Annotated in this window: 14 protein-coding genes; 7 read left to right on the forward strand and 7 right to left on the reverse strand. The window is 59.9% G+C overall.

Features of this window, described 5'->3' with window-relative positions; all coding sequences use genetic code 11:
• The first annotated feature begins 6 nt into the window (after positions 1 to 6).
• The 5 genes from IPK17_RS32445 (at position 7) to IPK17_RS32465 (ending at position 5,700) form a co-directional block, all read left to right on the forward strand.
• A complete protein-coding gene (locus IPK17_RS32445) occupies positions 7 to 699 on the forward strand; it encodes a methyltransferase domain-containing protein (protein ID WP_343421875.1) in 693 nt (230 codons plus the stop codon).
• Positions 699 to 1,823 (forward strand): NAD(P)/FAD-dependent oxidoreductase, encoded by a 1,125-nt coding sequence (locus IPK17_RS32450; RefSeq protein ID WP_343421876.1) that lies wholly within the window; start codon positions 699 to 701, stop codon positions 1,821 to 1,823. The genes IPK17_RS32445 and IPK17_RS32450 overlap by 1 nt, the downstream gene beginning before the upstream one ends.
• A gap of 32 nt (positions 1,824 to 1,855) precedes the next feature.
• A complete protein-coding gene (locus IPK17_RS32455) occupies positions 1,856 to 2,923 on the forward strand; it encodes a type III polyketide synthase (protein WP_343421877.1) in 1,068 nt (355 codons plus the stop codon).
• Positions 2,924 to 3,074: 151 nt separating this feature from the next.
• Positions 3,075 to 4,886: a GAF domain-containing sensor histidine kinase gene (locus IPK17_RS32460; protein ID WP_343421878.1), complete on the forward strand. Its 1,812-nt coding sequence runs from the start codon at positions 3,075 to 3,077 to the stop codon at positions 4,884 to 4,886.
• 73 nt (positions 4,887 to 4,959) lie between these two features.
• On the forward strand, positions 4,960 to 5,700 hold the full coding sequence (locus IPK17_RS32465; protein ID WP_343421879.1) for a class I SAM-dependent methyltransferase: 741 nt from the start codon (positions 4,960 to 4,962) through the stop codon (positions 5,698 to 5,700).
• On the opposite strand, the gene IPK17_RS32470 is transcribed toward IPK17_RS32465, so the two are convergent.
• The 3 genes from IPK17_RS32470 to IPK17_RS32480 form a co-directional block, all read right to left on the reverse strand.
• On the reverse strand, positions 5,697 to 6,263 hold the full coding sequence (locus tag IPK17_RS32470) for a hypothetical protein (RefSeq protein ID WP_343421880.1): 567 nt from the start codon (positions 6,261 to 6,263) through the stop codon (positions 5,697 to 5,699). The two genes, IPK17_RS32465 and IPK17_RS32470, sit on opposite strands and share 4 nt — an antisense overlap.
• 84 nt (positions 6,264 to 6,347) lie before the next feature.
• Positions 6,348 to 6,908: a phosphoribosyltransferase family protein gene (locus tag IPK17_RS32475; RefSeq protein WP_343421881.1), complete on the reverse strand. Its 561-nt coding sequence runs from the start codon at positions 6,906 to 6,908 to the stop codon at positions 6,348 to 6,350.
• Positions 6,909 to 7,276: 368 nt separating this feature from the next.
• Positions 7,277 to 7,969 (reverse strand): ABC transporter ATP-binding protein, encoded by a 693-nt coding sequence (locus IPK17_RS32480; RefSeq protein ID WP_343421882.1) that lies wholly within the window; start codon positions 7,967 to 7,969, stop codon positions 7,277 to 7,279.
• Between the two features lie 175 nt (positions 7,970 to 8,144).
• Between IPK17_RS32480 and IPK17_RS32485 the strand changes: the two genes are divergently transcribed.
• Positions 8,145 to 8,651 (forward strand): DoxX family protein, encoded by a 507-nt coding sequence (locus tag IPK17_RS32485; RefSeq protein WP_343421883.1) that lies wholly within the window; start codon positions 8,145 to 8,147, stop codon positions 8,649 to 8,651.
• Between the two features lie 12 nt (positions 8,652 to 8,663).
• Here the strand turns inward: IPK17_RS32485 and IPK17_RS32490 are convergent, their stop codons facing one another.
• The 3 genes from IPK17_RS32490 to IPK17_RS32500 all read right to left on the reverse strand — a co-directional run bounded on the left by IPK17_RS32490 (position 8,664) and on the right by IPK17_RS32500 (position 10,843).
• On the reverse strand, positions 8,664 to 9,110 hold the full coding sequence (locus IPK17_RS32490; RefSeq protein WP_343421884.1) for a CBS domain-containing protein: 447 nt from the start codon (positions 9,108 to 9,110) through the stop codon (positions 8,664 to 8,666).
• A 74-nt stretch (positions 9,111 to 9,184) separates the two neighbouring features.
• Positions 9,185 to 9,628: a CBS domain-containing protein gene (locus tag IPK17_RS32495; RefSeq protein WP_343421885.1), complete on the reverse strand. Its 444-nt coding sequence runs from the start codon at positions 9,626 to 9,628 to the stop codon at positions 9,185 to 9,187.
• 105 nt (positions 9,629 to 9,733) lie between these two features.
• On the reverse strand, positions 9,734 to 10,843 hold the full coding sequence (locus IPK17_RS32500) for a GAF domain-containing sensor histidine kinase (protein ID WP_343421886.1): 1,110 nt from the start codon (positions 10,841 to 10,843) through the stop codon (positions 9,734 to 9,736).
• A gap of 144 nt (positions 10,844 to 10,987) precedes the next feature.
• Between IPK17_RS32500 and IPK17_RS32505 the strand changes: the two genes are divergently transcribed.
• Positions 10,988 to 11,668 (forward strand): response regulator transcription factor, encoded by a 681-nt coding sequence (locus tag IPK17_RS32505; RefSeq protein WP_343421887.1) that lies wholly within the window; start codon positions 10,988 to 10,990, stop codon positions 11,666 to 11,668.
• A 143-nt stretch (positions 11,669 to 11,811) separates the two neighbouring features.
• On the opposite strand, the gene IPK17_RS32510 is transcribed toward IPK17_RS32505, so the two are convergent.
• Positions 11,812 to 12,318 carry a universal stress protein gene (locus tag IPK17_RS32510; RefSeq protein WP_343421888.1) on the reverse strand — a complete coding sequence of 169 codons (507 nt, stop codon included), beginning with the start codon at positions 12,316 to 12,318 and terminating at the stop codon, positions 11,812 to 11,814.
• Between the last annotated feature and the right edge of the window lie 96 nt (positions 12,319 to 12,414).

Below are 12,414 nucleotides of genomic sequence, written 5' to 3' on the forward strand. Positions count from 1 at the left end.
GATGCGATGATGCGGCGACTGGATCAGCCGGAACTCCTTGACCTCGGCGCGGGTACACTGGCGGAAGCGCACGCTTCCCTGCGCGATCTGGAACGGATTAATCGCTACCTCGGCGGTGTGAGCGCGCTCACCGCTCATCTCTATCCACGTTTACGCCGTTTGCAGAGCACCCAAGCGCCAATTCGGCTGGTTGATCTGGGCACGGGTTCCGCCGCGCTGCCGCGCCTGATCTGCGCCCGAGGGGGCTGCGAATGCTATGCGGTCGACTTCTCGACGCGTAACCTCGACTTCGCTCGCCAGCAACCCGCCGATGGCGTGTATCTGCTGCAGGCCGATGCGCTGCACCTGCCGTTCGCGCCGGGTCATGTCGATTATTTCCTCTCGTCGCTGTTTCTGCACCACTTCTCCCCCGAGCAAGTGATCACGCTGCTGCGCGACTGTTACGCCCGCGTGCGCCACGGCCTGATCATGACCGATCTGGTGCGCGGCGTGCTGCCGCTCGTTGGCTTCAAGCTGGTGCAGCCGATCTTCGCCCGCAGCGCCATCACCCGCTACGACGCCGATGTCTCCGTGCGCCGCGGCTACACGCCCGCAGAACTGCGCGATCTTGCGCGGCAAGCCGGGCTGCCCCACGCCCGCGTCCATCTGCATCCCTTGTTTCGGATGACGCTGGTCGTCGACAAAGACAGGAGGGCCTGATGCTGATTGTGATCGGGGGTGGTATCGCGGGGACGAGCGCCGCTATCCGCGCCGCGCAAGCCGACCTGCCCGTCATGCTGATCGAAGCGGGCACGTATCCCCGGCATAAGGTATGCGGCGAATTTCTGTCGCCGGAAGCCGTCAATTACTTCACCACGCTCGGAGCGCTCCCCGCCATTGAGGCAGAGCAGCCAGCGCGCCTCACCCGTGTGCGCGTCACTTCGGCGGCGGGCGGCGAGTGGACCGGCGCTTTGACACACACGAGCGCGGGCCTCGGCCTCAGCCGCCACAAGCTTGACCAACTGCTCATCGACCGGGCGCGCGCCATCGGCGTGCATGTCGTCACCGGCCAGAAGGTCACGGGCGTATCGGGAAATCTGACCGAAGGTTTCACTGTCACCATGCGGGGCGATTCGATCCGCGCCCGTGCGGTCATCGCCGCGCATGGCAAGCGCACAGCGTTGGATCGTGTGCTCAACCGTCCGTTCATGGCGCAGCCGCAGCCCTATGTCGGCCTCAAAGCCCATTTTCGCGGCGCGGTGCGCGCCGACACCGTCGATCTGCACGCTTTTCCCGGCGGTTACTGCGGCGTTTCCCGCATCGAAGCCGGGCTGGTCAACGTGTGCCTGCTGGTGCGTCTGGAGACCTTCAAGCGCGGCGACTCGATTCCCGCCTTTGTGCAGTGGATGCAGCGCCAGAACCGCCATCTGATGCGCTTTTTCGCCACCGCGGAGCACGTCACCGGGTGGTTGAGCATCAGTCAGGTGCCGTTCAACGACCATGACAAGCAGCCTGTCGAACACGACATTCTCATGGTGGGCGACGCGGCGGGGATGATCGCGCCGCTGGCGGGCGATGGGATGTCGATGGCGCTGCACAGTGGTTTGCTGGCGGCCGACCACATCACCCGTTATCTATGGGGGGAGAGCGACGCGGTAACGCTCAAACGCCTCTACACCACGGCGTGGCGCGAGCAGTTCGTGGCGCGCATCCGTTTGGGGCGCTGGCTGCAGGCGTCGCTCTTTCGACCCGCGCTGCTGTCCGCCGGGCTGACCTTGATCAATGCCGCCCCCGCCTTGGGTCAGTACTTTGTCCGTCAAACGCGTGCACCAGCTCACCCCTGACCGTCCCGATCATCTGGTAAGGAGATTTGTCTATGACCGTTCCGGCCATTCAAGCGCTCGCCATTGGCGTGCCCGACGCGCGTTACACCCAGGCTGAAATCGCCGAGTACTTCATCAACATTGCCTCCCGGCGGCAGGCGACGCGCCGGGCGCGCGCCATGCGCACGATCTTCGAGCGCGCGGGCGTCAGTTGGCGGCATTTCGTCACGGGCGACCAGTTCTTCCTCGAAGAACGCAGCACGGCGGCGCGGAACGAGTTGTACATGCGGGAAGCGGTGCCGCTCGGCGAAGCGACGATCCGCCGTGGGCTGGACGCCGCCGGGTTAGCGCCCACCGATATCGACGATCTGATCATCGTCTCATGTACGGGCTTCTCGACGCCGGGTCTCGACTTACAGTTGGCGGCGCGCCTTGGCATGCGCCCGGATCTGCGCCGCTCATGCATTCTGAGCATGGGCTGCTATGGCGCGTTCCCCGGTTTGCTGCGTGCCCAGCAGTCGGTGTCGAGCGCACCAGATCAGGAACGACGCGCGCTTGTCCTCGCGCTGGAATTGTGTTCCGTGCACATGCAGTTTGACGATTCGACCGAGAACGTCGTCACGTCGGCACTGTTCGGCGACGGCGCCGCCATGGCGGTGATCGGATCGCAGCCGGGAACAATCAACTACCCGCGCCTCGTCCGCAGTGCGACGCGCTGCGACTACACGACCTTCGAGCACATGACGTTCACGATCTCGGACACGGGCTTTCGCATGTATCTCTCCAGCTATGTGCCCGAACTCCTCGGTGCGCAGATCGGTTCCTTTGTCGACGATTTGCTCGCTGGAGCCGGACTCGCCCGCTCCGATGTGACCCATTGGGGCATCCACCCCGGCGGCGTCCCCATCATCGACCATGTGCAGCGGAGTCTCGACCTGACTGACGCGCAGGTCGCCGTCTCCCATCATATCCTCAACGAATTCGGAAATATGTCCTCCGCAACCATCTTATTCGTGTTAGACTACATCCAACGTTGTAACAAACCACAACCCCATGACTACGGCGTACTGATGGCGTTCGGCCCCGGCTTGACCATGGAAGGCTTACTGGTGCAGTGGTGACACATTCACTCCGCTTTTTCCCGCAGTGACAGGTTGCTCACTTCTGCTCAAATGCCGAATCGTGTCCGATTCCTGAGATTCACAATCCATTCGAACGCATCTTCACGCTAAAATAGGCAGAGACACACCTCGATCAAGGTGCGGAGGATTTATGCAGACGAAGTCGGAGCGATTTGGCCAGCGCGATTGGGCGCTTTACGCGGCCCGTTGGCTGATCATCCTATTGATTGCTGTGGCGATCATCGTGCTTAACGACCCGAACGCAGCGATCAGCGCGTATATCACTCCCATTGTGGAAGCGATGCTGGTGAATGTCATCCTGCTGCTCGTTTTGCAGGGACGCGGCGTCGGGTCGATGCTTTCCCCCTCATTTGCGGTGGCCGATGCCCTGACGCTCGCAGCGTTTGCCTTCAATCAAGTCTCGGATGCACGCGTGACTTTCACCGCAGCCTCGCTGCTGCTGGTGTCGGCGCTGGTGCGCCCGGATGTGCAGTGGAATGCGCTGCAAGCGCTCGGGTTGGTGATCATCTCGGCGCTGTCGGTTCTGCGGACGCACGGGTCAATCACCGAACATACGGGTGATTTGCTCAATCTGGCGCTGCTGGCCGCCTCGATGGTGCTCACGAGCTATGCACTGGATCGCTGGTATGGCACGCTGCGCCGCCGCATCAACGCGCTGCGCCTCGCCGAAGAGGAACACAATCAGGATCGGCAGGAATATACCCGCGCGATCTCCGAACTGACCTACACGCTCGGCGCGAATCTCAACTACCGCAAGGTGCTGGATGCGGCGCTTGGGGCGGGGCGGCTCGGGCTGGCGCTGCCGGAACGCGAAGGCAGCGGCTTGATCTCCGCCGTGTTCCTGTTTCACTCACTCGACAATAAACTGCATATCGCCTCGTGCCGCCGCTTCCCGCGTGCCGACGAAGATAAAACGCTGGCGGGCAAGCAGGGGATCGTCGCGCAGGCGCTGACTGAAGCCATACCGATCTTCGGGTCGGATGTGCGCAAAGACCCGGAACTTGGCTTCTTCATCGGTTTGCAGTATGCCAAGTCGCTGCTGTGCATTCCCCTGCGCGCTGGCTATGACAACTTCGGCGTGCTGATCTACGCCAGCGAACGCCCCAGCGCTTTCACGCAGGATCACATCGAAGTGCTGACGATGATCGGCATTCAAACCACGCTGGCGCTGCAAAACTCACTCCTGTACCACAATCTCCTGACCGAAAAAGAGCGCATCATCGACGCGGAAGAAGAAGCCCGCAAGAAGCTGGCGCGCGACCTGCACGACGGCCCGATTCAAGGTGTGGCGGCGATTGCCATGCGTGCGGGCTATATCACCAAGCTGGTGACTAAACAGCCTGCGCAGGTGCCGGATGAACTTAAGAAGCTGGAAGACCTCGCGCGGAATACGACCAAAGACATGCGCCACATGCTGTTTGTGCTGCGCCCGCTGGTGCTGGAGACGCAGGGCTTACGTGCTGCCCTGAATCAGCTCGCGGACAAGATGATGGAAATGCACAAGCAGGCGGTCTCCGTGCGGGTCGATGCGCAGATCGAATCGGTGCTGGATCGCCAGCAGCAGGACGTGATCTTCTACATCTCGGAAGAGGCAGTCAATAATGCCCGCAAACATGCCGAAGCGCAGATCATCAGCGTGAGTGTCACCGGTGAAAGCGGCATGGCCGTGCTCGAAGTCGCGGATAACGGCAAGGGCTTCAATGTCGATGCCGTCAGCGGGAACTACGAAACTCGCGGCAGTTTAGGTATGATCAATATGCGGGAACGCGCCGAAATGCTTGACGGGACGTTGAGCATCAGCAGCGCGCCGGGCAAAGGCACGAAGATCACGATCATCTTCCCGGTGTACATGCATGACACCGCGCGGCTGCTCAAGCAAAATATGACGACCAAACTCGCAATTGCCGCCGCGGAGCGCAGCAACAACGGGAAAGAGGCCTAAACGCTGATCCCGCACCTGCCGCATTTCTAGGCATCGACCCGCACGGTCGTCCGCACACAAGGGAGTCCATTCCATGCCGTCTGATTTGGCCGCGCTGCGCGGTGAACCGAGTTATGTGTGGCGCGCGGGCCAGGAACGCCGCTTGCAGATGATCGCTCAATGGGGCGAACTGGCGGCGAAAGGTGAGCAGGCGCGCGTGCTAATCGATGGCTGCGGCGTCGGCATGTACGCTTCGCAGATCGGGCGGCGTTACACCCCGCACGTCGAAGCGTTCGACATCGAATATGACCGCGTCGTCGATACCCGCGCCGATACGCCGACCGCCGTGGTCGCCGTCGCCGAAGCCGTGCCGTACCCCAACGACACGTTTGATCTGATCCTCTCGCATGAAGTGCTGGAACACGTCAATGATGACCGCGCCGCCGCGCTGGAGATGGTGCGCGTGCTGCGTCCCGGCGGACGCATCGTGATCTTCGCGCCCAACCGCTGGTATCCCTTTGAGACGCACGGCCATTACTGGCAGGGTGAGTATCACTTTGGCAATACGCCGCTCATCAACTACCTGCCGGATGCGCTGCGTAATCGCCTTGCGCCGCATGTGCGCGCCTACACCGAACGCAGTATCCGGCGCCTGTTCGCGGGCACGCCGACGCGTGTGGTGACGCATCAGCGCATCTACGGCGGCTACGACAACATCATTGCGCGGTTGGGTGGGGCGGGCAAAGTGCTGCGCGCCGTGCTGCAAAACATTGAAGGCACGCCGCTCGACACGTTTGGGTTATCGCATCTGCTGGTGATCGAAAAGGTGCGCTAGGGATTGGCGGATGGGTAGCGGGCAAAGCCGCGCCACGGCAAGCCGATATAGCTTTCGTTGCCGCATTGGTAGCGCGCGTTGTCGTAGACGGAGAGGATGCGCGTTGTCGGACGCACCCGCACGAAGCCATGCCCGCCATCCGAGCTGGTGAGCGCATTCAGCCCCGCAAAATCGAGGACAAACGGCGCTCCCGCGAACATTTCGCAGGGTTTGCCAAAGGTCTGCATCATTTGCGCGATGTTCGGCGCCGCGCGCGCCACGAACTGCACCATAATCGATTGAATGGTGCTGGTGCCGTTGAAGGTCAGAAAGACGCGCGTTTCCCGGTCGGCGGAATAGAAGACCCGTTCATTCGTATTGAACTGAAACCCGGCGGATCCTAAGATCACTGACGCCGCATCAATGCGCGTTTCTCCCGGCACGATCCCTAAGAAGCAGGGCGCGTCGGTGCAGGCGCGAAACTGCGCCAGTACGGCGGGCGGCGGTTGCCCATGTCCCAGTGGAGCGACGGCGAAGCTCAACCCGATGCACAGCAGACTGATAATCGTGGTGAGGCGCAGCAAGGCGGCGATGAGGCGTCTCCACTAACCCATGGCTGAGGCGAGGCGCTGCGCCTCGCCTCAGCTCTTCGAGAATCTGCTTGAGCGTTACTTCTCGTCAAAGAAGACGGGCAGGTGACCGAGTGCGACGATGTTCGACCATTTGGCGCGGTCGCCTTCGGTGAAAATGGCGGCTTCGACCGTCACCTTCGCGCCCGCATGATCCATGATCAGGCGCATGCCTTGCAGCGTGCTGCCCGTCGAAATCACGTCATCAACCAAGGCGACGTTCTTGCCCCGAATCAAATCGCGATCTTTCTCGTCGAGGAACAAGGTCTGCGGTTCGCCGGTCGTGATGCTCAGCGTTTCCGAGCGTAGCGCGTCGCCCATGTACGGCTTGAACGACTTGCGCAGCACCACGTAGGGCAGCTTCATCGCGACGGCGACGGCGTGCGCCAGCGGGATACTCTTGGCTTCGGCGGTGACAATCACATCGATGGGCTGGTTGGCCAGCTTCTCGGCCAGCGCCTGACTCACGGCTTGCACAAATTCCGTGTCGCCGAGGATGTTCAGGATGGCGATGCGGATGCCGGGCTTGATGGTGAACAGGCGAAGCTCGCGTTTGACGCCCGCGACTTCAACGGGATAGGTTTCGTAGGTCGAACTCATCGGAAAGACTCCATAAGGGCAATTTGCGAGCCCATTTTAACACTGCGTTGGGCAAATTGCCGTATGGATTGACAGGTAGTCGGCCTGTATGCGGTTCTAGAGTCGGAAACAGAATATTCGACCGGAATGTAGGGGCGCACCTGCGTGTGCGCCCACGGCTTGGGCAGATTCCGACCCCCTGATAGCCCCCGGCCCCTTCCCGAATTCGGGGAGGAGAGACAACAGCGCTTGCCAGGCGAATTCTTTTTCGTAGGGACGCGATTTATCGCGTCCGCTAGCGTGAGGTCGAAGTTATACGGATGCTTTTTTACCCACGCAAGCCTTGTCCTTACGCTAGAAACGAATATCCAAATTTCCGCTCGCTTGACCTAATGCACGATCTGTCCGTCGACCAGCGTCATGACGCGGTCGGTCTTTTCCGCGAGCGCGCGGTCGTGCGTGACGATGACGACCGTCGTCCCCGCATTCGCGCGGATCTCGCGCAGCGCCTCCAGCACCAGCACGCCCGATTCCGAATCGAGGTTGCCCGTCGGCTCATCGGCGAGGAGCAGGGGCGGGTTGTTCGCCAGCGCCCGCGCGATGGCGACGCGCTGCTGCTGCCCGCCGGAGAGTTCAGACGGGCGATGCTTCATACGATCCTTGAGGCCGAGCAGGTCGAGCAGTTCTTTGGCGCGCTTTTCCGGGCTGAAACGAGCTTTACGCGCAAACTGGATGGGCAGCACGACGTTTTCCAGCGCGGTCAGCGTCGGAATCAGGTTGAAAAACTGGAAGATGAAACCGATCTTCTCGTTGCGGATTTCGGTCAGTTGATCTTCGTTCATGCGCGTGATGTTCACGCCGTCGATCTCAATCGTGCCGCGTGTCGGTGTATCCAGCCCGCCGATCAAGCCAAGCAGCGTCGACTTGCCGCTGCCGGACGGGCCGACGATGCCTGCCATCTCCCCCGCGTAAATATCCATATCCACGCCGCGCAGCGCATGCACGACCGTTTTGCCTAGTGGGAGGTCTTTGGTGAGGTCGCGGGTGCGAATCACCGGGTGTTTGCCGTTCGGAAGCGTCACAGTTGCTCCTGATAGTTGCGTCGCTGTTTGGAGATGTTACGCACCAAGCATAGCGAAAGTTGCGAGTGAGGGATAGTTGTAAACCGCGTACCAGCCCCGAAAATTAGGGGGCTATACCTGCATCTTTCATTGTACGTTTATTCACAATGCCACAAGTGGAATGAGGATTACTGGAATGACGGTCCGCAACCAGCATTTGCTTCGCGAGTTCAACCGCGTCGACGAGCGCGTGACTCGCTGGATGGCGCGCAGCGGGGTGACGCTGCTGCGCATTTCGATGGGGATTATCTTCGTCTGGTTTGGCGCGCTCAAGCTGATTCCCTCGCTCAGCCCCGCCGAAACTCTGATCCGCGAGACGATCACGTTCGTGCCGATGGCGCTGTTTTTGCCGTTACTCGCCATCTGGGAAATTCTGATCGGGGTGGGCTTCATCACCGGGAAGTTTATGCGCGCGGCCATTCTGCTGCTGTTCCTGCAGATGCCGGGCACGCTCTCCCCGGTGCTGCTGCGGCCCGATCTCGTGTTCACGACGTTTCCGTTCGTCCTGACCATCGAAGGGCAGTACATTGTCAAAAATCTTGTCTTAATCAGCGCGGCTTTGGTGATCGGCGCGACCGTGCGGGGCGGTGGTTTGATCAGTGACCCGCTTCAGCGGCGGGGTCTTTCGGACGCAGAGCAGTAGGAATCCGGCAGCCTATTTGCCGGGCGGCATTTCGTGATAGCGGCGGACTGAGCGGTACAGGTTCATAAACGCCATCATGATATCAGAGGTCGTGACGATCCCTACGAGCGATTCGCCGAGGATGACGGGCAAGCAGCTGATGTGATTGTCGAGCATCAGGCGCGCGGCTTCGTCGGCTTCGGCGTCCGGTTCGACGACGATGGGAGCGGGGGTCATCATGGAGCGCACGCGCAGCGAGGTCGCCAACTGCTCATCCTGCCAGCGTTCGCGCAGGATATGCGGGGAATTGAGCGCTGTCCGCACATCGCGGTCGCTGATAATCCCCACCAGTTGGCCTTCACCGTTCATCACCGGCAGATGACGGCAGTGGTGCTTGTCCATAAGTTCGAGCGCCTGACGCAAAGAGCCGTCCTGATGAATCGAGACAGGCTTAGCGGTCATCATGTCGGATACATTCATTGGGTTCCCTCTGGAAAATTCATGACCCCTGCCAGCACAGGGGTCATTGTTCACTGCGTGATGGTGAATGCCAGTTACGGCTTGGGTTCAATGGCTTTGGTCTTTGATTCTACCAGCATGCGGAAAATATCGCTTTCGGTGATGATGCCAATGAGCTCGTCGCGCTGATTCACGACGGGTAGACCGCTCACCTTGTGTTCCAGCATAATCCGAGCGGCTTCCAGAACCAAATCAGTCGGATGCACGGTCAGGACCTTGCGCGACATCACGCGATCCACCGTCAACTGTGCCCACAAATAATTCAGTTCCCAGATGCTGAGGGTGGTCGCATCCGAAGGGCTGGCTTCACGCACATCGCCCAACGTGATGATCCCAACGAGCCGGTTATCTTCCACGACCGGTAAGCGCCGGATGCCGTAATCTTTCATCATCTGGTGCGCGTTCGCGATCGGGGTGGATGGGGTGATCGACAGCACCGGGCTCGTCATCCATTCACTGACCATAATGTTTTCTAACATGGCAATTTATCTCCCAAATCGCGGGAGGAACGGTTTAGTCTCCCGCTTTCTTACAAAATACGGGAGACTGTGTAAACGATGGTACTGTGCTTTGGGTGATGATCGTCACGCGGGGCGGACGACCGGTTTTTTGGCATTCAGTGGCAGGCTAATGGTCAAACAGGTGCCTTGTCCGGGAGCCGTATCGATGTAAACATCACCGCCATGCAGGCGCGCGCGGTGTTGGATATTGCGTAAGCCTAAGCCGGAATGCGCCTCGACTTCGTCGGGGTCAAAGCCGACGCCGTCATCGGCGATTTTGAGCTGGAAGGCGCGGTCGGTCTGCGACGCCGAGATTTTGAGATGGCTGGCGCTGGCGTGCCGAATCACGTTGCTGATACCTTCATTCGCCATCTGGCACATAGCCTCGTAGATCTGCGGGCTGAGTGTGGCGAGGTTTTCGGAGGGCGTGTCGATTTCGATGTTGACTGTACGTGGAATGTGCAATTTACGGGTGATATCGTAAATAAACTCGCGCAAGTTCCGCCCATAGCGTTCGCGCAATTTGAGGTTTTGAATATAACTGCGAATATCTTCGATCACATCGTTCAGACTGCCGACCATGCCCTGCAGTTCCGTCGCTTCGACGGGTTTCTCTGAGAGGCGCAGCAGTTCCATGTGCATGCCAATCGCATACAGCGACTGGATCACGCCGTCGTGCAGCTCCATGCTGATGCGGTCGCGTTCTTCCAGCAGCGCGACGCGCCGCTGCTGCTCCCGCAGGTTGGCTCCGGCAATCGCCAGCGCTGCGTACCCGGCCAGCGTTTCGATCAGCCATTGATCCTGCTCGTTGAACGGCTTGCCGTCGAGCCGATCCGCGAGGTACAACTGCCCATAAAGCACGTTGCCCGCCATGACGGGCACGCCCAGAAAGCGCTCCATATTGGGATGATTAGCGGGAAACCCGGAGGAGCGTGGATCGCTCTGCATGTGTTCGACCCGGATGGGCTGGCGTTCACGCATGACCGCACCGATCAAACCGCGGCCTAAGGGGAGATGCCCGATGATGGGGACGTGTTCTCGATCCATACCACTGAATTCGAAGAACTCGAGTCCGCCTTTGCCATCCGGCACGCCCAATGCGGCATATTTCGCCCCGACCAATTCGCGGGACGCCTCGGCAATGCGCTCCAGAACCTCGCCGAGCGTATCCGCTTCGGCGGCGCGCATGACCATCTCGGCAATTTCCTTTAGCCGAGGGAGTACAGATGACACGGATTTTTGAGCATATTCGTCACTAGATGTCATATGGTTACTTATGATATCCTTGCTAGTTACGAACCCTTAACGACAATTCTATCACTTAGGCGAGTTAAAGCCATGTCGAAAATCGTACGGATATTAATTGCCGACGATCATTCGGTTGTGCGTGCCGGGCTGAGAGCACTGCTCGAACGGCAAGGACACTTCCGGGTGGTTGCGGAAGCAGGAACGGGTGAAGAGGCAGTTGCCAAAGCCCAGGAGAATCACCCGGATGTGGCGGTTCTGGACATCCGTATGCCCGGTCTCTCGGGCATCGAGGCATGCCGCCGCATCGTCGAATCCGTGCCGGGTTGTCGTGTGATTATGCTCACTTCTTACGCCGAAGACGAACTCTTATTCACGGCCATTCAAGCTGGGGCATCGGGATATATTCTCAAGCGCATCGGGGATAACGAACTGGTGCAGGCGGTGGAGCGTGTCAGCCGCGGCGAGGGGATGCTGGATCCGGCCATGACGTCGACCGTTTTTCAGGAGATGCGCAAAGCGAATCAGGCGCAGCAAGCCGCCGCTTTCTCCGACCTCACGCCGCAGGAACTGGCCGTGCTCGCGTTGGTCGCCGAAGGGCTGACCAACCGGCAGATCGCGGTCAAGCTGTACTTGGGCGAGGGCACGGTGCGCAATTATGTTAGCAGTGTGCTGGCGAAGATCGGCGTTTCCAACCGCGCCGAAGCCGCCGCCTATGCGGTCAAGCACAACATCAACGAACTTGTTCCTCCGTCGAATCCGGACACGAAATAGAGACCGCACTCTGTCTTAGCGTTCTCTAGAGTCAGTTCTCGATCGAAATTCATGAGCGAACAGAGGGGCGCACGGCCGTGCGCCCTTGCAACCCCCATGTCCGGTTATTTACCTCTTGTCGCAGCGTGCTGCGTGTGCCGCTGTTATTGGCCGTTGTGCTTCGCAGCGACCAGCTCGGATGTCTTGCGTTTTTCCATTTGCTGCGCGGGCACAACATATACCGGGCAGTAGCCCGTCGCCAGCACCTTCGCCGTCACACTGCCGAACAGCCAGCGCGTGAAGCCCGAGCGCCCATGGGTCGACATACAGATCGCCTGTACATGGTGATCCTGGGCGATCTTCACGATCACCTCGGCCGGGTCGCCCACCTCCGCATAATACGAAACCAGCAGCTTCGACTTCGCTTCGATATTCGCGGCGATGCCCGCGAGATACTCTTTGGCGCGCGGCAGCGCATCACTGACCGTCTTGTCGTACTTTTGCGCCATCGTCGTGGTCATCGGATAGAAGTCGTAAATAGGATACTCTGGCGTCTGCAGCACCGTGAGGAGAATCAGCGTGCCTTCCGGCTTAACGATCTTCATCGCATGTTCAAGGGCTGATTCGGCTAAATGTGAGCCATCTAGGGGGACAAGCACGTAATCTAACATAATGATCACTCCACTATTTTCAATCTTAACCTTATCTTCGGCCTAGTCCGGGGTGCGGCGTAGTGTCATATATCGCTTGTGGCTTACGATGATTGA

The organism is Candidatus Flexifilum breve (genome assembly GCF_016713355.1).